Source organism: Prauserella cavernicola, from assembly GCF_016595675.1.
In the GTDB taxonomy this organism is placed as follows: Bacteria; Actinomycetota; Actinomycetes; order Mycobacteriales; family Pseudonocardiaceae; genus Prauserella_A; species Prauserella_A cavernicola.
In genome coordinates, this window is the sequence record NZ_JAENJH010000009.1 from 209,726 (window position 1) to 230,802 (window position 21,077).

Consider the following 21,077-nt stretch of genomic DNA (forward strand, 5'->3'; position numbering starts at 1 on the left):
AGAGGAAGGAGTCTGCGGCCGCGCATTCGGGGGTTCCCTTCGAGCTCGCCGGTGGGGTACGCGGCGCAGTCTCGGTCAGGGAGGTACACGATCTGTACAAAAAGGATGTTCAGGCTCTGCCCGCCGTGTATGCGTCGTCGCGCCGGCCGGGCAGCAGCCGCTGCGCGCGCTCTGTGATGTCGAGCTCCCGCCACAGCGCCAGCGCGCTCGCGTAGTAGCGGCGGGAGCGTTCCGGCTGACCCAGCGCGTCGTGCAGCTCGCCGAGCCGCTCGCTGACCTCGGCCTCGGACCGCCGGTCGCCCGAGAGCCGGGTGGCCGACAGCGAGTTCACGAGCAGCAGCTGCGCGTGCGCCAGGTCGCCGCTGCACAGGCACAGCTCGCCCAGGCTCTGGTGTGCGTAGCCCACGCACCGGTCGTCGCCGAGCTCGGTGAAGATCGCGATCGCCTCGTCGAGCTGCTGCCTGGCCGCGCCGAGCCTGCCCCGGCGCTGGTGCAGCAGCGCCTGCCGTTGCAGGGCGTGGGCCTGGCGGTGCCGGTCGCCGAGCTCGGCGGCGAGCTCCCTGGCTTCGCTGAACCAGCGGTCGGCCGTCGCCGTGCAGCCGCGCGCGAGCCACAGGCTGCCGATCGCGAGCCTGGCCACGGCCTCGCCGTGCCGGTCGCCGGTGCGGGCGAACAGAGTCAGCGCCTCGTGGCAGCACCGCAGACCCGCGTCGTGCTCGCCGAGGATGCGGTGCACGGTCGTCCTGCCGGTCAGCGCCACCGCGGCGCCGCGCTCGTCGCCCTCCGCGAGAAACAGCGCGTGCGCGCGCATGAACGAGGCCAGCGCGCCGTCGTAGTCGTCCTGGTAGATCAGCAGCTGCCCGAGGTTGCGCAGCAGGATCGCCTGCCCGCGGGCGTCTCCCGTGCGCTTGGCCGCGTCGAGTCCGATGCGGTGGGTGCTCATCCAGTCGTCGTGGTGGTCGCGCAGGTCGAAGTAGGGCAGGAACGCGGCGGCCAGCCGCCAGGCGAGGTCGTCGAGGCCCAGGCGCGCGGCCAGCGACACCGCGGCGACGCCGGTGTGGTGCTCGGCCTCGAACCACGCCACCGGATCGGCGAGCAGCCCGGCCGACTCGTCGGGGACCCAGCGCCGGTCGTCGCGCGCGGGCAGCAGGCCGAAGAAACGCACAGGCATGCGCTCGGTGGCCTCCAGTGCGAGCTCGAGGTAGCCCTCCAGCACCCTGCGCGCCACGTCGAGTCTGGCCTCGCCGTCGTCGTGTTCGGCGCGCTCGGCGGCGTAGCAGCGCAGCAGGTCGTGCAGGCGATAGCGGGGCCGGCCCGCCGCGTCCGTGCCGACGGGCTCCACGAGGTGTGCGTCGAGCAGCACGTCCAGCACGTCGTCGGCGTGAACCCGGTCGAGCACCGCCGCCGCGGCCCAGGCGGGAAAGCGCACCGCGCCGAGACAGCCGAGCCCGCGCAGGGCCCGTGCGGCGCTGCCGGGCAGCTGGTCGTAGCTCAGGGTCACGCTCGCGCGCACGGCCAGGTCGCCCACGCGCAGCTCGTCGAGTCGCCTGCGTTCGTCGCTCAGCCGGTCGGCGAACATCCGCAGTGTCCAGCCCGGCCGGTGCGCGAGCTTCGCGCCCGCGACGCGGATCGCGAGTGGCAGGTGCCCGCACGAGTCGAGCAGCTCGTCGGCGGCCTCGGGTTCGGCGGCCGCGCGGTCCTCGCCGACGACGGCCGTGAGCAGGCCCTTCGCCTCGGCGGGCGGCAGCACGTCGAGCTCGACGGGCGTGGCGCCGGCGAGGTCGGGCAGGCGGGCGCGGCTCGTCACGAGCACGGCGCAGGTGCCCGCGCCGGGCAGCAGCGGCCGGACCTGTGCGGCGTCGGCCGCGTCGTCGAGCACGACGCACAACCGCGCCGTCGTCAACCGGGCCCGCAGCAGCGCGGCGCGCTCGGTCTGCTGCCTCGGCAGTGTGGAGTCCGGCACGCCCAGCGCCCGCAGCAGTTCGGCCAGCAGGTCGCCGGGCCTGCGCGGCGTGGCCGTCGTGCCGCCGAGGGCGAGGTGCAGTTGCCCGTCGGGGAACTCCTCCCGCACGGCGTGGGCCACGTGGACGGCGACGGCCGATTTGCCGACCCCCGGCGGGCCGGACAGCACGGCGACGGTGGGCAGGCCCTCGGTGCCGCGCCGCCGGATCAGCCCGGCCAGCTCGGTGACGCAGTCCCGTCTGCCGGTGAAGTCGGGCAGATTCAGCGGCAGCCTGCACCCGGGCGCCTGGGCAGGAGCGGGCGGGGGCGGCCGCGTGGGCGCGGGCGCGGTGCTCAGGGTGGCGTACAGCTCGCGCAGCCGGGGGCCGGGCCGGGCGTCGAGCTCGTCCCGCAGCACCTGCTCGGCCTCGGTGTAGGCGGTCACCGCCTCGGCCCTGCGCCCTCCCAGGTCGAGTGCGCGGACGAGCTGGAGCCAGAACTCCTCGCGCAGCGGGTGTTTCTCGAGCAGTCCCCGCAGCTCGGCGACCGCCTCCTCGTACTCGCCGAGATCGACGCGGGTGCGCAGGCGCAGCTCGTGCGCGCCGAGGCGTAGCTCCGCGAGCCTGGCCAGCGGCGCGCCCCACGTGTGGCTGTGCGGCAGGTCCGCGAGTGCGGGGCCGCGCCAGAGCCGTTCGGCCTCGGTCAGCAGCGCGAGCGCGGACCTGGGATCGGCGCCGCCCAGCGCCGTGCGGGCCTCGGCGAGGCGGTCCTCGAACAGCGTCGTGTCGAGCAGCCCCGGCTCCACCGTGAGCAGGTAACCGGACGAGCTGCGCTCGAGTCCCGCGCCGCTGCCCTCGAGTCTGGCGCGCAGGAAGTGCACGTAGGTGCGAAGGTTCGCGGCAGCGGACGCGGGCGGGGAGTCGGGCCACAACACCTCGGCGAGATGGTCCTTCGACACGGTCACGCCGGGTTGCAGCAGCAGGGCGGCCAGAAGCATGCGGGGTTTGCGCCCGCCGAGCGGGACCGCCCGTCCCTCGACGACGACCTCGAGCGGGCCGAGCAGGCGGAAGAGAGTCGCGGTCACGCTCGACCACCCCCAGCGCTGCGCGGACCAGGTCAAACCCGGATCGTAGGTCCAGACCGCACGGTCCGACAGTGCCAAAGGTAGGCCGGTTGGTGAACGCTGAACAGGCCACCTTGTACGAAACATGTACACCCGTCCCGCACGCTCGAGGACATGGCGCGCTCACCGATCCGCATCGCCGCCGCCGCACTGGCCGCCGCGGCGGCACTGGCACTGGCGGCTCCGCCCGCGGCCGCGGCCGTCGACGGCACGGTCGAGACCGGGGGTGAGGCGCTGACCGTCCGCCGCGCGGCGAGCACCAGCTCCACCGACGTCGGCGAGGTCGCGAACGGCACCGCGGTGAGCATCGACTGCCGCACCACGGGACCCGAGGTCTCCGGTCCCGTCGGCACCACCACGCGCTGGGACTACGTGCCCGAACTCGAGGGATATGTCTCGGGCGCCTACGTCCGGATCGCCGACTCCCAGACCGCGCCCGACTGCGGCGTCGGCACCGGCAGCGCCCGGTGCTCGTCGGGCTCGTGCGCCGGTGAGGCGGTGTTCGACTCCGCGGATCCGCGGTTCGTGGTGTACGACCAGGCAGCCGACGGCAGGTCCGCGGTGGTCACGTACTGGCTCGACGGCGGGGCGGGCCCGCAGTACGCCTGGAACTCCGAGGGCAACGGCACGGACGTCGAGCGTCCCGTCGAGGTGGCCTCGGGCGAATGGATCCACTACCGCGTGTGCGTGGCCAACTATTCCGACAGCGACCCCGATCTCGAGTCCTGTGGGCCCGCGATCACCGACTACGCGGCGTGAACGAGAACGGAGGCACGCGATGGCACAGGTGAACCGGCGGCTGGTTCTGCTCGGCGGCGTCGCGGCCGCGGCGGGAGCCGTCACGCTGCCCACGTCCCTGCCCGCCTGGGCACGATCCAGGACCGCCGCGTCGGCACCGGCAATCCGAGACCCGTTTCAACTGGGGGTGGCCTCGGGTGACCCGTTGCCGGACAGCGTCGTGCTGTGGACGCGCCTCGCGCCCGCGCCGCTCAACGAGGACGGGTTCGGCGGCATGCCGGACGCGGCCTACGACGTGGAGTGGGAGCTGGCCACCGACGAGAACTTCGGTTCGGTGGTGCAGAACGGCACGGTGTCCACCTCGCGCGCGATGGGGCACAGCGTGCACGTGGAGCCCGAGGGGCTCGAGGCGGGCAGGGACTATTTCTACCGGTTCCGCACCGAGGGCCACCTCTCGCCCGCGGGCCGCACCCGCACCGCACCGGCGGCGGACTCGGCGGTGGACAGCCTCACCTACTGCTTCACGTCCTGCCAGCACTGGGAGGAGGGCTGGTACCACGCGCACCGCGGCATCGCCGACGACGACCCGGATCTGGTGCTGTTCCTCGGCGACTACATCTACGAGAAGCCGTCGGGGCGGGAACCGGAGCTGAAGGTGCGGGGGCTCGCCGTCACCGACGAGACCACGACGCTCGCCCTGTACCGCGCCCGCTACGGCCAGCACAAGACGGACTCCGACCTGCAGGCCGCGCACGCGGCGGCGCCGTGGCTCGTCGTGTTCGACGACCACGAGGTGGTCAACAACTGGAACTCGACGTCGAGCCCCGCCGGGACCCAGCGCAAGGAGGAGGCGTTCCAGGCGTTCTACGAGAACATGCCGATCCGCTCGTCGGCCGTGCCGGACGGCGCGAAGATCCAGCTGTACCGGCGGTTCCAGTGGGGTCAGCTCGCCCGGTTCCACCTGCTCGACACCCGCCAGCATCGCGACGCGCAGGCCGAGGACGACAGCTGCTCCGTGATGCGCGACCCCGACCGCACGATCACCGGCTCGGAGCAGGAGAAGTGGCTGCTCGACGCGTTCGCCACGCAGCCGTCGACGTGGGACTTCCTCGGTCAGCAGGTGTTCTTCGCCCAGCGCGACGGCGACGGCGACAAGGACACGTGCGACGACACCGACGCCTGGGACGGCTACGAGGGCTCGCGCGACCGCATCACCCAGGGCTGGGTGGACGCGGGGGTGCCGAACATGGTGGTGCTGACCGGCGACGTCCACCGGCACTGGGCGGCCGATCTGCGCCAGGACTACTTCGACCACGACAGCGCCGTGGTCGGCTCGGAGCTGGTCACCACATCGGTGTCGAGCACGAGTGCGGGCGCGGAACCGCCGAGCGAACAGTGGCTGGCGAACAACCCGCACATCAAGTACTGCCAGGGAGAACGCGGCTACGTGCGGGTCACCGCGACGTCCGGCGAACTCAAGGCCGACTTCCGCGTGGTGTCCGACGCGCTGGAACAGGACCCGGCGAAGGTGGAGATCACCACCGATGCCAGCTACGTCGTGGAGGCGGGAACGCCGGGACTGAAACCCGCCTAGCTCGCGCGCACCCACCGGCGCCCCGGTGGGCGAGTCGGACAGCGCACGACCAGCTTGACCTACCCTTGATTTATGGGCACGACGGAGCCGGATACGGGTGGGCTGGCTGTCGTGTTGCCGTCGCCGCTGGTGGAGCTGCGCGACCTCCGTCTGGACGAGCACGAGGTGCGCGTCTACCTCAAACGGGACGACCTGATTCATCCTGAGGTATCAGGCAACAAGTGGCGGAAGTTGAAGTACAACCTGGCGGCAGCGAAGGAGCAGGGGCACAGTCGTCTGCTGACCTTCGGTGGTGCGTACTCGAACCATGTTCGGGCGATGGCCGCAGCGGGGTACTACTTCGGGTTCGAGACCGTTGGTGTCATTCGGGGCGAGGAGCATCTGCCGCTGAACGAGTCGCTGGTCTACGCCGTTGACCGGGGAATGACGTTGACCTACCTGGACCGCACGACATACCGGCGCAAAACTGAGCCGGATGTGCTGGCGGCGCTGGTCGACGATTTCGGACCCTGCTGTGTGGTGCCGGAGGGCGGCAGCAACGGACCGGGTGTGCGCGGCTGCGCTGAGCTTCCCGGTGAGATCGAGATCGACTTCGACGTCGTCTGTTGTGCAACCGGCAGCGGCGGCACCGTGGCTGGGATCGCTGCGGGGCTCACCGGAAACCAGCGCGCTCTCGGGTTCGCTGTCTTGAAGGGTGGCCAGTTCCTCGACGCGGAGGTGCGGCGGCTTCAGGGTGAGGGTTTCGGAGTGGAGACAGCGAATTGGGCTCTCGTCCATGACTTTCACTTCGGCGGCTACGCGAAGCATAAGCCCGAGCTGGGAAGTTTCATCGCGGACTTCGATACACGGCACGGCATCACGCTGGACTGGGTGTATGAGGCAAAGATGATGTACGGCTTGTTCGATCGTGTTGCCTCCGGTGCGTTCGCACGCGGTTCGACGGTCGTGGCGGTGTTGAGCTGAGCCGTTACGCCTTGTCGTGGTAGCCGCGCTGGGCGGCTTTCGAGATCGTGGTCTCGGACAGGGCGAGTTCCCATTGGCCGCTGTTGATGGTGAAGTCGCGGCCGAAGCCGAGCCACAGGCCGGTCATCCGGCGGCCGGCCGGATCGATGACCAGTTGCATGGTGCCGTGGTAGGTCGCTCCCTTGTAGTAGCCAGTTGGTGAGGTCTGTTCGCGCCAGGTGCCGGTGGCGACCGACTTGTGCACGGCCAGTTCCAGACGCATACGCGAGCCGATCGAGTGGGGCAGGCTCTGACCGATGAGCCGGTCGCCGTGCTGGCGCATGACGACGTAGTGCTCGCCGGTGAAGTTCTTGGCGCGGCCGGTGCTGGGGTAAACGTAGCGGCTGTGCCAGATGCCGGAGAAGTCGTCGAGCGGCGGGGCGACCGGAGCGGGACTGTCTTCGACGTCATCGGCAAGCGCCGGGCTGGTTGAGGCCAGCGACAAGGCAGCACTGACCTTCAGCAGCAGCGCCCGACGGTTGACGTTATTGCCATTGCTCCGGGCCCAGGTGGTGACCATCGTTGCCAGTTCGTGGACGTCGATCTGGTCGAGTCGCGTCACGAATTCACGCATCGCTGAGTCGGTGTTTCCAGCGTTGTCCAAAACGGAGAGTTGTTCGTTGTGGCGGTAGGCCTCGTCGGCCGAGCGGAAGTCGGCGACGTCGCTGACGAGATCAGCCAGCTGGCAAGTGTAGAGCTCGGCGAGCCGGCTCAGTACCTCCAGGGAGGGTGCGTGGCCGGTGTCGGCTGGCCATTGCTCCCAGTAGGAGAAGTTCTTGAACGTCTTGGGATCGGCGGGCCAGCGCTCGTTCCAGGAGTCGGCGGCTTCGCGTTGGCTCCAGCCGTGTGCCAGGCGGAACGCCGCCCGCATGTTGACGTGGTAGCGCTCGGCGAACTCGCTGGCGATCTCGGCCCAGGTCTTGGCCCGGGCGCGCAGTTCGGCGCTGAGTTGCCGTTGCTGCTGGCGCACGCTGCGGATCGCGGTCGGCATCTTCTGCCCCTTTCCGGCGTCGACTGCGCGGACCCTACGTAGTTTCCACTGCGATGCATTTTATCCCAGTTCAACAGGGAAAATATGTGCGTCAAGATCACTGCCGACCAGGGTGGAATGGTCGTCCGAACTGGGGTTTTGTGGTGCTGCGACACGCTTTGAACGGACATGAAAGAGGTGAACGATGGCACCGCGAGCTGAGCAATGGTTCATCTCATGGTTTACCAGCGCAGCGGACGGCCGTGACCACGCGGTCACCGACGACGAAGCCGGGCACGCCTTCCGAACAGGGACTGATCCTGCGGCCGTATGCGGCTACCGGGTGGTCCCAGTACCGCTCGCGACTCCGCCAGGACCGTGCTGCCTGCGTTGCCGGGCTCGCATTCGCGCCCGCACTGGCTCGCCGGGGTTCACTCTGCAGACTGCGTTGCCGCGCCGTCGTCACCGCAAGCTGTCGTGGTTCCGGCGGTTGTTTCGTCACACATCCCCTGCCGAGTCCGCAACTCAGGGCCCCGAGACCAAGGCGGCCAGGGCCTCGACGGCGGTGGTCCCGTCGTTGGCCCCGAACTCCGGCAGCGCCGACGCTCACCACGTCGAAGGCCGACGGTGACACGAGAGGAGAAGCCGCACATCGCGGCCATCAAACGCAGCGTCGAGGCCGGGTTTCGGTTTCTCCATCTGTGTGACGGTGATGGCGACGCGGTCACAGCGATCCATGCCGAACGCAAGCACGGCGACGTGGTTGAGACCTACGCGTTCCAGGACATGACCGAGGCCGTCGCGGCGCGGTTCCGGGCCGGGGCGTACCCCTCTGGTGATCCCGTGTGGCAGGAACACGGCACGGTCGCCGACGTCATCGCTGCGTTGTTGGAACTGCCGCCGCATGGCGCGCCCGGAGCGCCGACGACCACCCGGCGAGCGCCGAGTTCGCTGTGGCTGCCCAGTGGCTTGCGCTGACGCCCATCGTCGCGACGGGCTCGCCGGGTTCATCAGAGGCGATCTCGTCGACGACATCCCGACCCAGCCCTTGTGGCCGGCAGCGGACACGCCGCTGCGCCAGCAGTGGGCGACGCCGACGCCCGAGCTGTTGGCACGCGTGCTCGCGGGCTTGAAGGACCGCTTGTGAGGCCGCCGAGGAGCACGGAATGCTCCGCGACGGACCACCCAGAATGAACCCGCCTAGCTCGCGCGCAGTGCCTCGAGCGCCTTGTCGGCGTGCACGGCGAAGCGCAGCTCGCTCTTGATCACGGCGAGCACCGTGCGGTCGGTGCCGATGACGAACGTGTGCCGCCGCGTGAGCAGCGGGCCGAACTTGCGGCGCACCCCGAATTGCGTGGCCACGGCACCGTCGGGATCGGACAGCAGCGGGTAGTCGAAGTCGTGCTGGGCGCTGAAGGCGAGCTGCTTGTCGACCGCGTCGGGGCTGATGCCGACGCGGTGGGCGCCCACCTCCTTGAACTCCGCGGCGAGGTCGCGGAAGTGGCAGCTCTCGGCCGTGCAGCCGCTCGTCATCGCGGCGGGGTAGAAGAACAGCACCACCGGGCCGGTCTCCAGGAACTCCGAGAGGGTGCGCTGCTCGCCGTTCTCGTCGGGCAGTGTGAAGTCCGGTGCCTGATCTCCCTGTTTCATGGTCACGATCGTACGTGCTCGGGGGCGTTCGACTCGATCAGCGTGCGGATCTCGGGCGCGGGGGCGGCGCGGCCGTAGAGCCTGCCCCTGCCCGCGATGATGCCGAGGTCGCGCAGCCGGTGCGCGTGTTCGAGCGTGTGCACGCCCTCGGCGCCGATCCGCTTGACGCCCAGTGCCCTGGCCCGTTCCAGCAAGGCGATGAGGTGCTTGCGGGCGTTGTCGGCCTCGGGCCCGTCGGCGGCGAGCGCGTCGATGAGCGGGCCCGCGAGGATCAGGAAGCCGACCGGCAGCTTGTGCAGCCGGATCAGTTCCAGGTCGGACCCGGCCGAGACCGCGAGCGTGATCTTGACGTCGAGGTCGGCGAGCACCGCCAGCGTCTCCAGCACCTCGCCCCGCGGGTCGGTCAGCGCGGCCGCGTCGGTGCAGATCCGCAGCTTCTGCGGAGGCAGGCCGGTGTGCTCCAGCTGGTCGCGGATGATGCCGACCAGGTTCGGGTCGATCGCGAGCCGAAGCGGCAGCCGGACGCAGAGATCGGGCGCGCTCGGGTACTCGTCGTGCCACTCGGCCGCGTCGGCCATCGACGTGGTGAGTAGCCAGCGGCCCAGGCTCAGTGCCATGCCCGTGGTGTCGGCGAGCGGGAAGAACTCCTCGGGGTTCAGCAGCCCGTGCTCGGGGTGGTTCCAGCGCAGCACGGCGTTGACCACGGCGACCTCGGCCGAGCCGTCGAGCTTCACGGTGGGCTGGTACTCCAGCTGGAACTGGCCGTTCTCCAGCGCCCCGCCGATGACCGCGCCGATGCCGTAGCGCCGCCGGTCACGGTTGTCGAGCTCCTCCTCGAACATCATCCACTGCGCCCTGCCGTTCTCCTTGGCGCGGTGCAGGGTGATTTCCGCGGCCCGGTGCAGGTTCTCCTGGGTGCCACCGGTCGCGTCGCGCACGACGATGCCGACGCTCACGCTCACGCCGATGCCGCGGTCGGCGACGTAGACCGGTTCGGCGAGCTCGGTCATGGCCTCCTCGACGAGCGTCACGACCTCCGCCCTGGTGAACCGGCCGCGCATCAGCACGGCGAACCCGTCGCCGGAGAGGCGGGCGACGAACGCGTCGTGGTCGGTGAAGGTGTCCGCGAGCTTGCGCGCGACGTGCCGCAGCACTTCGTCGCCAGCGCCGGGCCCGAGCCCGTCGTTGACGACCTTGAAGCCGTCGATGTCGAAGTACACGAGCGCGAGCCGGTCGTCGGCGGGCGCGGCGAGCGTGGCCTCGAGTTTGTTGCCGAAGCTGCGCTGGTTGGGCAGGCCGGTGAGGGGGTCCTGCACGTTCTGCTTGCGCAGCGTCTCGCGCAGCAGGCTCAGCTCGCTGACGTCCTCGACCATCAGCACCGGGAAGATCGTGCCCGGCGTGTCGCCAGGCAGGCCCGCGATCGTCACGTATGTCCTGAGTGGACCGTCGACGGCGTGTTCGAGCTCGAGCGGCTCTCGCTGGCGGGAGCGGGCCATGGTGCGCAGGTCCTCGAAGCCGGACAGCAGTGCCTCGTTGTCGGAATCGGTGGCGCCGAGGCCGGTGAGCGGCCTGCCGATGAGATCGTCGGGCTGGTAACCGAGCAGCTCGATCAGCGCGGGGTTGACGTCGAGGACGTTGCCCTGCTCGTCGGCGAGCAGCAGCCCGACAGGCGAACAGGAGTAGAGGTCGGCGAACCGCTCGATGGCCGCGTCCTTGGCGGTGGCCGCCTGCGCGTAGGCCTCTTCGGCGACGGACAACAGCATGCGTTCGAGGTCGCCGCTGGAAAGCGCGACCCCGTCCGTGTCGGCGAGCTGTGCCGCCCAACGGCGAGCGATGTCCGCCAACCCTGGTGTGTCACCAGGCTCCGGCAACCTGCACCTCTCCAGAAGCGTTGATGGCCTGCTCGGAGCACGTGCGATCCGCCAGGCGGCACACGTCGGCCCCGAGTCGACCGAGAGCCTTGCAACCGCATCATGCAGGCCGCACCATGTCTACCGGCTGTCCGAGTGGTTCTCGCCTGCTCGGAGTTCACGCTCGGTGATTATATTCGCTGGAGCCGGATCGGCAGCCCGTCGACCGGAACCGGTAGCGACACGTAGTCCCAGCGCACCCGGTAGCCCGAGGGCACGCTCCAGCGGTAACGCCGCAGCATCTCGTGCAGCAGCGCCTTGACCTCGTACGTGCCGAAGTGCAGTCCGATGCACTTGTGCGCGCCGCCGCCGAAGGGCATCCACGCGAACCGGTGCGACTTGTCCTCCCTGCGCTCGGCGCTGAACCGCTCGGGGTCGAACGTGTGAGGGTCGGTCCAGTACGCGGGGTCGAAGTGGTTCACCGACGGCGAGACGCCCACGAGCGTGCCCGCAGGCAGGTGGTAGCCGAGCACGTCGGTGTCCTTGATCGTCTTGCGCGACATGCTCGGCACCGGCGCTACGAGCCGCAGGGACTCCTTGATCACCAGATCCAGAGCCGTCAGCCCGTCGAGCGCTTCCGTGCCGGGCAGGTCGTCGCCGAGCGCGAGCGACTCCTCGCGGGCTCGCTCCTGCCACTCGGGGTGCTTGGCGAGGTAGTAGGCCGCGGCGGTCGACGTGATCGTGGACGTGTCGTGCGCGGCCATCATGAGGAAGATCATGTGGTTGATCACGTCGTCGTCGGTGAAGCGTTCGCCGTCGTCGGTGGTGGCGTGGCACAGCGCGGAGAACAGGTCGCGGCCCTCGCCGGCGCGCTTGGCGGGCAGGTTGCTCGCGAAGTAGCGCTCCAGCAGCCGCCTGCCCTTGAGCCCGGCGCGCCAGCGCCCGCCCGGCAAGGGGTAGCGCACCACCGACGTCGCGGCGCGCACGCACGCGACGAAGGCGCGGTTGATCTTCAGCGCGTCGTCGCCGCTGGGCATGTCCATGAACACCCGCGTGGCCACGTCGAGGGTGAGTTGCTTGAGCGCCCAGTACAGGCGCGGGTTCGGTGTGCTGTCCCACGAGGCGACGCCCTCGCGCAGCGTCGGTCCCATGCTGTCGACGTAGCCCACGAGGCGGTCGCGGGTGAACGCCTCCTGCATGATCCGGCGGTGGGTGTGGTGCTCACCGAAGTCGAGCAGCATCAGGCCGCGGTTGAAGAAGCGCTCGATGAAGAACTTCCAGCCCTCCTGGCTGAACGCCTTGTCCTTGTTGACGAGCGCGATCTGCGTGGCGTCGGGCCCGGTGAGCGTCACGATGCGTTTGCCGAACGCGCCCGACCACCACACCGGCCCGTACCGCGCGTGGCGCCGCAGCCCGTAGGTGACGCCGTAGCGCATCTGGCGCACCGTGTGCCCGAGCAGTGGAGGGCCCGCGTCGCCCGGGATGGGCTTGAGCCCGCTGCCCTCGGGTGGTGCGGCGAGGTCGCTCGACGGCCACGCCCTGCGGAGCACGCGCTCGTCGACCGCGCGGGGCAGCGGTACGGCCGTGAGCGGCGGGATCCGCTCGCGGAGTGTCTCGGTCATCCTGTCGACGGCTGTCACCATGGCGACCATCTCCTCGTTGGGCCCACTCCACGGTGCCGCACTATTGGCAGCGTGACAAGAGTGTTCCGCCGGACGGGTGCCGCCCCCGGGGACGCCGCGACGGGCGCCCCCGGAGAGCCGGCTCAGTCCCAGTCGAGCGCCGCTCCGCTCTGGTACTCCAGGACCCGCGTCTCGAAGAAGTTCTTCTCCTTCTTGAGGTCCATGGCCTCCGACATCCACGGGAACGGATTCTCGTCCTCGCCGAAGATCGGGGCGAGCCCCAGCTGGCGGGCCCTGCGGTCGGTGATGAAGTGCATGTACTGCTCGCACTGCGCCGCCGAGAGCCCGAGCATGCCGCGCGGCATCGTGTCGCGCGCGTAGGCGACCTCCAACTCACAGGCCTCGGTCAGCATCTCGCGGATCTCCTGCTGGAACTCCGGCGTCCACAGGTGCGGGTTCTCGATCTTGATCTGGTTGATGCAGTCGATGCCGAAGTTCAGGTGGATCGACTCGTCGCGCAGGATGTACTGGTACTGCTCGGCGATGCCCACCATCTTGTTGCGCCTGCCGAGCGAGAGCACCTGCGCGAACCCGGTGTAGAACCACATGCCCTCGAACACCACGTAGAACGCGACCAGGTCCCGCAACAGGTTCTGGTCGGCCTCGGTGGTGCCGGTGGCGAAGTCCGGGTTCTCCAGGTTCTGGGTGTAGCGCAGCGCCCACGCGTCCTTGTCGGCGATCGAGGGCACCTCGCGGTAGGCGTTGAACAGCTCGCCCTCGTTGAGCCCGAGGCTCTCGCAGATGTACTGGAACGTGTGCGTGTGCACGGCCTCCTCGAAGGCCTGACGCAACAGGTACTGGCGGCACTCGGGGTTGGTGATGTGCCGGTACACCGCGAGCACGATGTTGTTGGCCACCAACGACTCCGCCGTGGCGAAGAAGCCGAGGTTGCGCTTGAGCATCAGACGCTCGTCCTCGGTGAGGCCGTCGGTCGACTTCCACAGCGCGATGTCGGCCTGCATCGCGACCTCGGTGGGCATCCAGTGGTTGTTGCACCCGGCGAGGTACTTGTCCCACGCCCAGCCGTACTTCAGCGGCAGGAGCTGGTTGACGTCGGCGCGGGCGTTGATCATCGCCTTGTCGTCGACGCTGACCCGCTCGGCGCCGCGGATGATGGGTTCGAATGTCGTCACGGGGATTCGTCCTTTACTGGCAGGCTTCGCAGTCGGGGTCTTCGATCCGGCACGCGGCGGGCTCGGCCTCCGGAGACACCGCCGTGGCGGTGGCGGGCACCGGCGCCGAGGGCGCGACGGCGTTGAGCTTGCCGTCGGTGCCGCGCAGCGTGCTCTTCTCCACGTGCGTGGCCGACTGCGCCCGCAGGTAGTAGGTGGTCTTGAGGCCCTTGTGCCACGCGTAGCGGTACAGCTCGTCGAGCTTGCGCCCGCTCGGCGAGGCGAGATAGAGGTTCAGCGACTGCGCCTGGTCGATCCACTTCTGCCTGCGCGAGGCGGCGTCCACGAGCCAGCGGCTGTCCACTTCGAACGCCGTGGCGTAGAGCGCCTTCAGCTCGTCCGGCACGCGGTCGATGGCGCCGAGGCTGCCGTCGAAGTACTTCAGGTCCGACACCATCACCTCGTCCCACAGCCCGCGCGCCTTGAGGTCGCGCACGAGGTGCGGGTTGACGACGGTGAAGTCGCCGGACATGTTGGATTTCACGAACAGGTTGCGGAACAGCGGCTCGATCGACTGGCCGACACCGCAGATGTTGGAGATCGTCGCCGTGGGCGCGATGGCCATGACGTTCGAGTTGCGCATGCCGTCGGCGACTACGCGCTCGCGCAGCGAGTCCCAGTCCAGAGTGGACGAGAAGTCGACATCGAGCGCGTCGCCCTCGCGGTGCTGTGCCAGCAGCCGCAGCGAGTCCAGCGGCAGGATTCCCCTGCTCCACAGGGAACCGTCGAACGTCTCGTAGGTGCCGCGCTCGGCGGCCAGCCGCGACGACGCCGCGATGGCGTAGTAGCTCAGGTGCTCCATACTGCGGTCGGCGAACTCCACGGCCTCCGGTGTGGCGAGCGCGATGCCCTGCTCGAACAGCGCCTCCTGGTGGCCCATCAGGCCCAGGCCCACCGGGCGGTGCCGCAGGTTGGACCTGCGGGCGGGCTCGATGGTGTAGAAGTTGATGTCGATCACGTTGTCGAGCATCCGCACGGCGGTGGTGACGGTGCGCTCGAGCCGCTCGACGTCCAGTCCGTCGCGCGTGACGTGGCGGGCGAGGTTCACAGAGCCGAGGTTGCACACGGCCACCTCGTCGCTGCTGGTGTTGAGCGTGATCTCGGTGCACAGGTTGGACGAGTGCACCACCCCGTTGTGCTGCTGCGGCGAGCGCAGGTTGCACGGGTCCTTGAACGTGATCCACGGGTGCCCGGTCTCGAAGAGCATGGTGAGCATCCGCCGCCACAGCTCCACGGCCCGCACCCGGCGGAAGACCTTGATCTCGCCGCGGTCGGCCGCGGCCTCGTACTCGCGGTAGCGCTCGGCGAAGGCGGTGCCGTAGAGGTCGTGCAGGTCGGCGACCTCGTCGGGGGAGAACAGCGTCCACGAGGCGTCGGCCTCGACGCGGCGCAGGAACTCGTCGGGCACCCAGTTGGCCGTGTTCATGTCGTGGGTGCGCCTGCGCTCGTCGCCGGTGTTCTTGCGCAGGTCGAGGAACTCCTCGATGTCGACGTGCCACGTCTCCAGGTACGCGCACGCCGCGCCCTTGCGCTTGCCGCCCTGGTTGACGGCCACCGCGGTGTCGTTGGCGATCTTCAAGAACGGCACCACGCCCTGCGACTGGCCGTTGGTGCCCTTGATGTGGGCGCCGAGGCCGCGCACGGGGGTCCAGTCGTTGCCCAGCCCGCCCGAGTACTTCGCCAGCAGCGCGTTGTTCTGGTAGCCCTGGAAGATCGCGTCCAGGTCGTCGTCGACGGTGGTCAGGAAGCACGACGACAGCTGCGGGCGCGTGGTGCCCGAGTTGAACAGCGTCGGCGTGGACGCCATGAAGTGGAAGGTCGACAGCAGCTCGTAGAACTCGATGGCCCGAGCCTCCCGGTCGTCCTCACGCACGGCCAGGCCCATCGCGACGCGCAGGAAGAACGCCTGCGGCAGCTCGAACCGCGTGCCGTCGTGGTGCAGGAAGTACCGGTCGTACAGCGTCTGCAGGCCGAGGAAGCCGAAGTCGAGGTCGCGCTCGGGACGCAGCGCCGCGGTGACGCGGTCGAGGTCGAAGCGCTCCAGCTCGGGGTCGAGCAGCTCCAGCTCCACGGCGCGGCGCACGTAGTCGCGGAAGTAGGCACCGTAGGACTCGGCCATCTCGTCCTGGTCGGCCAGTCGCGGCGTGCCGGCGAGGTAGGTGAGCGCCTCGCCGCGCAGCTTGTCCAGTAGCAGGCGCGCGCTGACGTAGGAGTAACCGGGCTCCTGCTCGACCAGCGTGCGGGCCGCCATGATCTGGGCCAGTGCCAGCTCGTCGGCGGTGATGCCGTCGTAGATGTTGCGGCGCGTCTCGGCCAGCACCGGCTCGGCGGCGGTGTCGGCCAGCCCCGCGACGGCCTGGGTGACCACCTCGGTGACGCGGGCCCAGTCCAGCGGTGTCAGCGTGCCGTCCTCGGCCTTGACGGACAGCTCGGGCTCCGGTTCGGGCGCGGGCCGCTCGGTCTCCCTCGCCTCCCTGGCCCTGGTGCGGTCCTCGCGGTAGAGCACGTAGGCGCGGGCGATCTTGTGGTGCTCGCCCCGCATGAGCGTGAGCTCCACGATGTCCTGGATGTGCTCGATGTGCAGTGCGGTCTCCGCCCCGGCGTGGCGCGCCAGCGAGGCGCACACCTGCCCGGTCAGTTCGGTGACCACGTGGTGCAGTCGCGACGACGCGGCGGCGTCGCCCCCCTCGACGGCGAGAAACGCCTTGGTCATCGCCACGGAGATCTTGCCGGCGTCGAACACCGACACGCTTCCGTCCCTGCGGATCACCCGCATCGCCGTCAGCGCGTCCGTGGACGCGGTCCTCTCGGGCGTTGCCGCCACGCTGTGAGTCACAGCTCTCTCCTCGCGAGCTCGACAGCCGAATGTCGCGGGGGCGCGCGAGCGCGACGAGAGCACAGTGGCGCGGCGATGACGCCGGCTCCGTGCAGGCCCTCCCTCGAGGCCCCCGGACGACGCACACCGGCGGTGTGCGTACGGGTGGCAGGTCTTCGGACTCGCGGGCGGGCCCGGTCGTCGCTCGACCGGACCGGACCTACTGGCCGTCGCTTCCCAGGCCCGTCGGCCCAGTGCTGCAGCGCGCCGTCCGTCGACGGCACGGTGACGGCGGTCGTTCCCGCTCACCGCTGCGGGGCAGTCCCGGATTCACACCGGGTTCCCTCTTGCCTCGCCCCGCGCGAACACCGGGCGAACCACCAGCGGGAGGAACACTACATGTTGGGGTGGGCGTGGCGACGTCGCCCATATACGGGCGTGTCGGTGTGTTATGGGTCACTACCCGGCGGCGCCGACGCGGAAGTCGGCGAGGTCCACCCTGCGTGTGCGCCTGCGGTACTCGTGCGTGCGGCCGGGCCAGTTGGCGACCACGCGGCCGTGCTCGTTGCGGTACCAGCTGTCGCAGCGGGTCCACACCGAGCGCGCCAAGCGCGTCTGGACCTCGACGTCCCAGTCCCGTTCCGCCGCCGGGCGCACGTCGAGCCAGCGGCGGGGGTGCTCGGCGAGGATCCGCACCGCGTCGCGGACGTAGCGCGCCTGGCTCTCCAGCATGTAGATGATCGAGCCTCCGCCGAGGTTGGTGTTGGGGCCGTAGATCAGGAACAGATTGGGGAACCCGGGAACCGTGATGCCGAGGTGCGCGCGGGCGCCCTCGCTCCACGTCTGTTCCAGACCGCGGCCGTCGAGGCCGTGGATCTTCATGGGGGCCAGCAGGTCGAGCGCGGCGAAGCCGGTGCCGTAGATGAGCACGTCGGCGTCGTGGTGCGTGCCGTCGGCGGTGCGCACACCTTTCGGTGTCACCTCGGTGATCTCGTCCGTCATTAGGTCTACATTGGACTTGGTGACAGCGGGCAGGTAGTCGTTGCTGAAGAGCACGCGTTTGCAGCCCAGTGCGTAGTCCGGCGTCAGCCTGTAGCGCAGCCCGGGATCGGTGACCTTCTCGCGCAGGTGCCTGCTCGTCTGCCGCTGGAACAGCGGGGTGAAGAACCGCCACTTCGACAGGCACTGCTGGGCGAACTCGGCGTAGAGCCAGAAGCCGAGCCTGTCGAGCGTCTGCAGGATCGGCAGTGCGCGAAAAGCCTTTTGGTGCCAGGGTTTGTAGGCGTGGTCGCGTTTGGGCAGGATGTACTGCGCCGAGCGCTGGAACACCGTGAGCCGCCGCGCGCCGGGCTGGATCTCCGGCACGAACTGGATCGCGCTCGCGCCGGTGCCGATCACGGCGATGCGCTTGCCCTCCAGTTCGGCGTCGTGGTCCCACTCGGCGGAGTGGAACGACGTGCCGCCGAAGCTCTCGAGGCCGGGGATCGAGGGAAAGGCGGGGCGCGAGAGCTGTCCGGTGGCGGGGATGAAGGCCCTGGCACTGAACTCCGTGCCGTCGGTGGTGCGCACCAGCCATTCGGCCGTGCTCTCGTCGAACTCGGCCGAGGTGACCTCCTGGCCGAAGCGGATGTGCGACAGGACGCCGAAGCGGCGCGCGGTGCGCGCGACGTAGGCGTGGATGTCGCGCTGGCCCGCGTAGCGCCGGGGCCAGGTCAGGTTGCGCGCGTAGGAGAACGAGTACAGCGGCGACGGGACGTCGCAGCCGGAACCGGGGTAGGTGTTCTCGCGCCAGACGCCGCCGAGGTCGTCGGCCTTCTCCAGTACGACGAAGTCGTGGATGCCGGCGCGGCGCAGCTCGATCGCCATGGCGATGCCGCCGAAACCCGCGCCGACGATGAGCGCGGTCGTGCGGGTGGTGGTCATGAGCACGAGATTAGGTCGCGCGTACCACCGGCCCCAGCGCACGCGCGGACAAGATATTGATATTTTCGGACACATGGTCGGCTGGGACTTCACTCGCGGCGTCGCGAGTGCCGCGCTGCTGGCCGAGTTCGCGGGTGAGCTCGGCATCGCGCCGGGCGACGTGCTGCGCGGCTCGGGCCTCGACGAGACCACGCTCAGGGACCCGCTCGCGCACGTCGAGGCGCATCAGGAGCTGACCGTGGTGCGCAACCTGCTGCGGCGTGCGCCCTCCGGCGACGCCGCCCTGCTCGGGCTCGCCGTGGGTCAGCGCTACCACGCGACGTCCTACGGCATCTGGGGTTACGCGCTGACCAGCAGCCGCACGGTGCACGACGCCATGGAGCTGGCGCTGCGCTACGTCGAGCTGACGTATGTCTTCTGTGTCCCGGAGCTACGGGTGGAAGCCGATGCGGCGCACCTGTACTGCCGCGACGACGACGTGCCCTCCGACGTGCGCTCGTTCCTGCTCGCCAGGGACATCGCCGCGATCTTCACCCTGGTGCGGGAACAGGTCGGCGCGCCGCTGCGCGCTCGCGAAGTGGTGCTGCGGTTGCCCGGACCACGCGACGTGACGCCGTACCGCGAGGTGCTCGGACTCGAGCCCGAGTTCGGGCACGAGCGCACGCGCGTGAGTTTCGACCGGGCGCTGCTCAACCAGCCGATGCCGCAGGCCAACGAGCACACGGCGGCGCTGTGCGAGCGGCAATGCCGCGAGCTGCTGGCGCGTCGTCGCGAGCGCACCGGCGTCGCGCGCCTGGTGCGCGACGAGCTGCTCGCCGTGGACGGTCTGCGCTCCGACATGGAGCAGGTCGCCGCCGGGCTGTCGATGACGGTGCGCACCCTGCGCCGCAAGCTCGCCACCGAGGGCGCGACGTACCGGGCGCTGCTCGACGAGGTGCGTGAGGCCTATGCGGAGGAGCTGTTGGCCACGCAGGCACTGTCGGTGGAGCAGGTCGCCTACCGGCTCGGCTACAGCGAGGCGTCGAGCTTCATCCACGCCTTCACCCGCTGGAAAGGCGTCAGCCCCAGGGAGTTCAGGCGCCGAACCGGATCCGGAAGTCCCCGAGGTGGGCGCTGAGCAGCGGACGGCGCCCCGCCAGGTAGCCCAGTGGCCCACCGGGGTTGATGTTCCAGCTCGCGGCCGCCGCGTGCGGCTTTCCCTTCGAGCGGACGTCGCTGACCAGCGGGCGGCCGTCGGCCGACTGCGCGATCGCGAAGTTCGCGGGTAGCCGCACCGGCGGGCCGGGCCTGGGCGAGAACGCCGCCGTGGCGATCCAGTCGTCGCCCGCGCTCGCCGACGCCGTGAAACCTCTGCCGTAGGCGAACTCCAGCGTCGCCAGATCCTTCGGGATGGCCCACAGCTCGCGCCCGCCCGCGAGCGAGATCTCGCTGTCGACCCAGATCTCGGTGATGCTGCCCGTCGCGCGCGGTCCGTTGCGGACGGCCACAGTGGACAGCAGCTCGTGGTAGGCGAGCTGGCCCGGCGGCTGGTAGTCGATCCAGGCGGTGAACACCACGGCGTTGCCGCCGATCGTCAGCGGCCGCACGGTGGCGGGCACCCGGGGCAGGCCGGAGCGCGGCACCGACCAGACCGACAGGTACGCGTTGCCCGCGAGGTTCCACGGTTGCGGCGGGTACTCGGGCATGTCAGCTCTCCTGACGCCAGGGCAGGAAGTCCGGCTGGTCCGCCCCGGCGCGCAGGCGGAACTCCGGCGGGCGCTTCTGCAGGAACGACAGTACGCCCTCGATGGAGTCGGGGTTGCTCGTGATGCCGGCGATGAGCTTCGAGTCCAGTTCGTGCACCGGCACGGGTGAGTCCATTCCGGACATGCGGTACAGCAGCTGGCGGGTGACCGCGACCGACACCGGGGCGGTGCTGGCGACGAGGTCGGCGGCGAGCTCGTAGGCCGCGGCCAGTAGCTTCTCCGGCTCGTGCAGGCTGTGCACGAGCCCGCCCGCGTGGGCCTCCTCGGCGCCGAAGACGCGGCCGCTCACCATCCAGTCGAGCGCTCTGCCGAGCCCGACGAGCCGGGGCAGGAACCACGCGGAGGCGCCCTCGGGGTAGATGCCGCGCCGGGTGAACACGAACCCGAACCGCGCGTCGGTCGCGGCGAGCCGGTAGTCGGCCGCGAGTGTGATGGTGATGCCGCCACCGATCGCGGCGCCCTGGATGGCGGCGATCACGGGCTTGTTCATGGCGAACATCCGCTTGGAGCACCGGCCCGCGGGCTCCTGCCATTCGGGCCCCGGACCCTTCTCGGCGTCGAAGTCGAAGCCGCCCTGGGACAGGTCGGCGCCGACGCAGAAGTCCTTGCCCTCGCCCGTGAGCACGACGACGCGCACGTCCTCGTCGGTGTCGGCGCGGTCGAGTGCGGCGGCCAGTTCGTCGGCCATGCGCACGGTGTAGCCGTTGCGGGCGTGCGGACGGTTCAGCGCGACCGTGGCGATCCGGTCGGCGACCCGGTACGTGATCTCGGTGTACTCGCTGTCGTCACCCACGAAGGTCTCCTGGCGTCGTCGTTGAGGCGACCGTATTGCACCACACACTTGCTGGCAACCTGTCAACAAGCAAAACAAT

15 protein-coding genes and 1 riboswitch are annotated in these 21,077 nt (G+C 69.9%); of the genes, 5 read left to right on the forward strand and 10 right to left on the reverse strand.

Going from position 1 to position 21,077, the window contains the following annotated elements:
* Window positions 1–109 precede the first annotated feature (109 nt).
* Window positions 110–3,025 carry an AfsR/SARP family transcriptional regulator gene (locus tag JHE00_RS28185; protein ID WP_307832151.1) on the reverse strand — a complete coding sequence of 972 codons (2,916 nt, stop codon included), beginning with the start codon at window positions 3,023–3,025 and terminating at the stop codon, window positions 110–112.
* 153 nt (window positions 3,026–3,178) lie between these two features.
* Here JHE00_RS28185 and JHE00_RS28190 point away from each other — a divergent pair, with 153 nt between their 5' ends.
* The 3 genes from JHE00_RS28190 to JHE00_RS28200 all read left to right on the forward strand — a co-directional run bounded on the left by JHE00_RS28190 (window position 3,179) and on the right by JHE00_RS28200 (window position 6,359).
* Complete coding sequence (locus tag JHE00_RS28190) at window positions 3,179–3,823, forward strand: SH3 domain-containing protein (protein WP_200323841.1); 645 nt, start codon at window positions 3,179–3,181, stop codon at window positions 3,821–3,823.
* A gap of 19 nt (window positions 3,824–3,842) precedes the next feature.
* Window positions 3,843–5,396, forward strand: a complete 1,554-nt coding sequence (locus JHE00_RS28195; protein ID WP_200323843.1) for an alkaline phosphatase D family protein — start codon at window positions 3,843–3,845, stop codon at window positions 5,394–5,396.
* A gap of 72 nt (window positions 5,397–5,468) precedes the next feature.
* Window positions 5,469–6,359, forward strand: a complete 891-nt coding sequence (locus JHE00_RS28200; RefSeq protein WP_200323845.1) for a 1-aminocyclopropane-1-carboxylate deaminase/D-cysteine desulfhydrase — start codon at window positions 5,469–5,471, stop codon at window positions 6,357–6,359.
* Window positions 6,360–6,363: 4 nt separating this feature from the next.
* Here the strand turns inward: JHE00_RS28200 and JHE00_RS28205 are convergent, their stop codons facing one another.
* Window positions 6,364–7,389, reverse strand: coding sequence for a hypothetical protein (locus JHE00_RS28205; protein WP_200323847.1), 1,026 nt, complete (start codon window positions 7,387–7,389; stop codon window positions 6,364–6,366).
* Between the two features lie 738 nt (window positions 7,390–8,127).
* On the opposite strand from JHE00_RS28205, the gene JHE00_RS28210 reads away from it, so the two are divergent.
* Window positions 8,128–8,346, forward strand: coding sequence for a hypothetical protein (locus JHE00_RS28210; RefSeq protein WP_200323849.1), 219 nt, complete (start codon window positions 8,128–8,130; stop codon window positions 8,344–8,346).
* Window positions 8,347–8,568: 222 nt separating this feature from the next.
* Here the strand turns inward: JHE00_RS28210 and JHE00_RS28215 are convergent, their stop codons facing one another.
* The 6 genes from JHE00_RS28215 to JHE00_RS28240 form a co-directional block, all read right to left on the reverse strand.
* Window positions 8,569–9,018, reverse strand: a complete 450-nt coding sequence (locus tag JHE00_RS28215; protein ID WP_200323851.1) for a peroxiredoxin — start codon at window positions 9,016–9,018, stop codon at window positions 8,569–8,571.
* Between the two features lie 2 nt (window positions 9,019–9,020).
* On the reverse strand, window positions 9,021–10,889 hold the full coding sequence (locus JHE00_RS28220; RefSeq protein WP_200323853.1) for an EAL domain-containing protein: 1,869 nt from the start codon (window positions 10,887–10,889) through the stop codon (window positions 9,021–9,023).
* Window positions 10,890–11,059: 170 nt separating this feature from the next.
* Entirely contained in the window at window positions 11,060–12,511 is a 1,452-nt protein-coding gene (locus tag JHE00_RS28225) for a cytochrome P450 (RefSeq protein ID WP_200323854.1), read from the reverse strand.
* Window positions 12,512–12,633: 122 nt separating this feature from the next.
* Window positions 12,634–13,683 carry a ribonucleotide-diphosphate reductase subunit beta gene (locus JHE00_RS28230; RefSeq protein WP_200323856.1) on the reverse strand — a complete coding sequence of 350 codons (1,050 nt, stop codon included), beginning with the start codon at window positions 13,681–13,683 and terminating at the stop codon, window positions 12,634–12,636.
* Window positions 13,684–13,696: 13 nt separating this feature from the next.
* Window positions 13,697–16,558 (reverse strand): ribonucleoside-diphosphate reductase subunit alpha, encoded by a 2,862-nt coding sequence (locus JHE00_RS28235; protein ID WP_307832153.1) that lies wholly within the window; start codon window positions 16,556–16,558, stop codon window positions 13,697–13,699.
* A gap of 129 nt (window positions 16,559–16,687) precedes the next feature.
* Window positions 16,688–16,934, reverse strand: a riboswitch (cobalamin riboswitch).
* Window positions 16,935–16,996: 62 nt separating this feature from the next.
* A complete protein-coding gene (locus JHE00_RS28240; protein WP_200323858.1) occupies window positions 16,997–18,460 on the reverse strand; it encodes a flavin-containing monooxygenase in 1,464 nt (487 codons plus the stop codon).
* Window positions 18,461–18,533: 73 nt separating this feature from the next.
* On the opposite strand from JHE00_RS28240, the gene JHE00_RS28245 reads away from it, so the two are divergent.
* Window positions 18,534–19,577 (forward strand): AraC family transcriptional regulator, encoded by a 1,044-nt coding sequence (locus tag JHE00_RS28245; protein ID WP_200323860.1) that lies wholly within the window; start codon window positions 18,534–18,536, stop codon window positions 19,575–19,577.
* On the opposite strand, the gene JHE00_RS28250 is transcribed toward JHE00_RS28245, so the two are convergent.
* A complete protein-coding gene (locus JHE00_RS28250) occupies window positions 19,534–20,145 on the reverse strand; it encodes an acetoacetate decarboxylase family protein (protein ID WP_200323862.1) in 612 nt (203 codons plus the stop codon). The two genes, JHE00_RS28245 and JHE00_RS28250, sit on opposite strands and share 44 nt — an antisense overlap.
* A gap of 1 nt (window position 20,146) precedes the next feature.
* Window positions 20,147–20,998, reverse strand: coding sequence for an enoyl-CoA hydratase-related protein (locus JHE00_RS28255; RefSeq protein ID WP_200323871.1), 852 nt, complete (start codon window positions 20,996–20,998; stop codon window positions 20,147–20,149).
* Window positions 20,999–21,077: the final 79 nt, after the last annotated feature.

What these genes read in the sequence shown, in the direction of transcription:
- JHE00_RS28200 (WP_200323845.1), top strand. Translation starts at nt 5,469, where the DNA reads ATGGGCACGACGGAGCCGGATACGGGTGGGCTGGCTGTCGTGTTGCCG.
- JHE00_RS28245 (WP_200323860.1), top strand. Translation starts at nt 18,534, where the DNA reads ATGGTCGGCTGGGACTTCACTCGCGGCGTCGCGAGTGCCGCGCTGCTG.
- JHE00_RS28190 (WP_200323841.1), top strand. Translation starts at nt 3,179, where the DNA reads ATGGCGCGCTCACCGATCCGCATCGCCGCCGCCGCACTGGCCGCCGCG.
- JHE00_RS28215 (WP_200323851.1), bottom strand. Translation starts at nt 9,018, where the DNA reads ATGAAACAGGGAGATCAGGCACCGGACTTCACACTGCCCGACGAGAAC.
- JHE00_RS28205 (WP_200323847.1), bottom strand. Translation starts at nt 7,389, where the DNA reads ATGCCGACCGCGATCCGCAGCGTGCGCCAGCAGCAACGGCAACTCAGC.
- JHE00_RS28225 (WP_200323854.1), bottom strand. Translation starts at nt 12,511, where the DNA reads ATGGTGACAGCCGTCGACAGGATGACCGAGACACTCCGCGAGCGGATC.
- JHE00_RS28195 (WP_200323843.1), top strand. Translation starts at nt 3,843, where the DNA reads ATGGCACAGGTGAACCGGCGGCTGGTTCTGCTCGGCGGCGTCGCGGCC.
- JHE00_RS28240 (WP_200323858.1), bottom strand. Translation starts at nt 18,460, where the DNA reads ATGACCACCACCCGCACGACCGCGCTCATCGTCGGCGCGGGTTTCGGC.
- JHE00_RS28250 (WP_200323862.1), bottom strand. Translation starts at nt 20,145, where the DNA reads ATGCCCGAGTACCCGCCGCAACCGTGGAACCTCGCGGGCAACGCGTAC.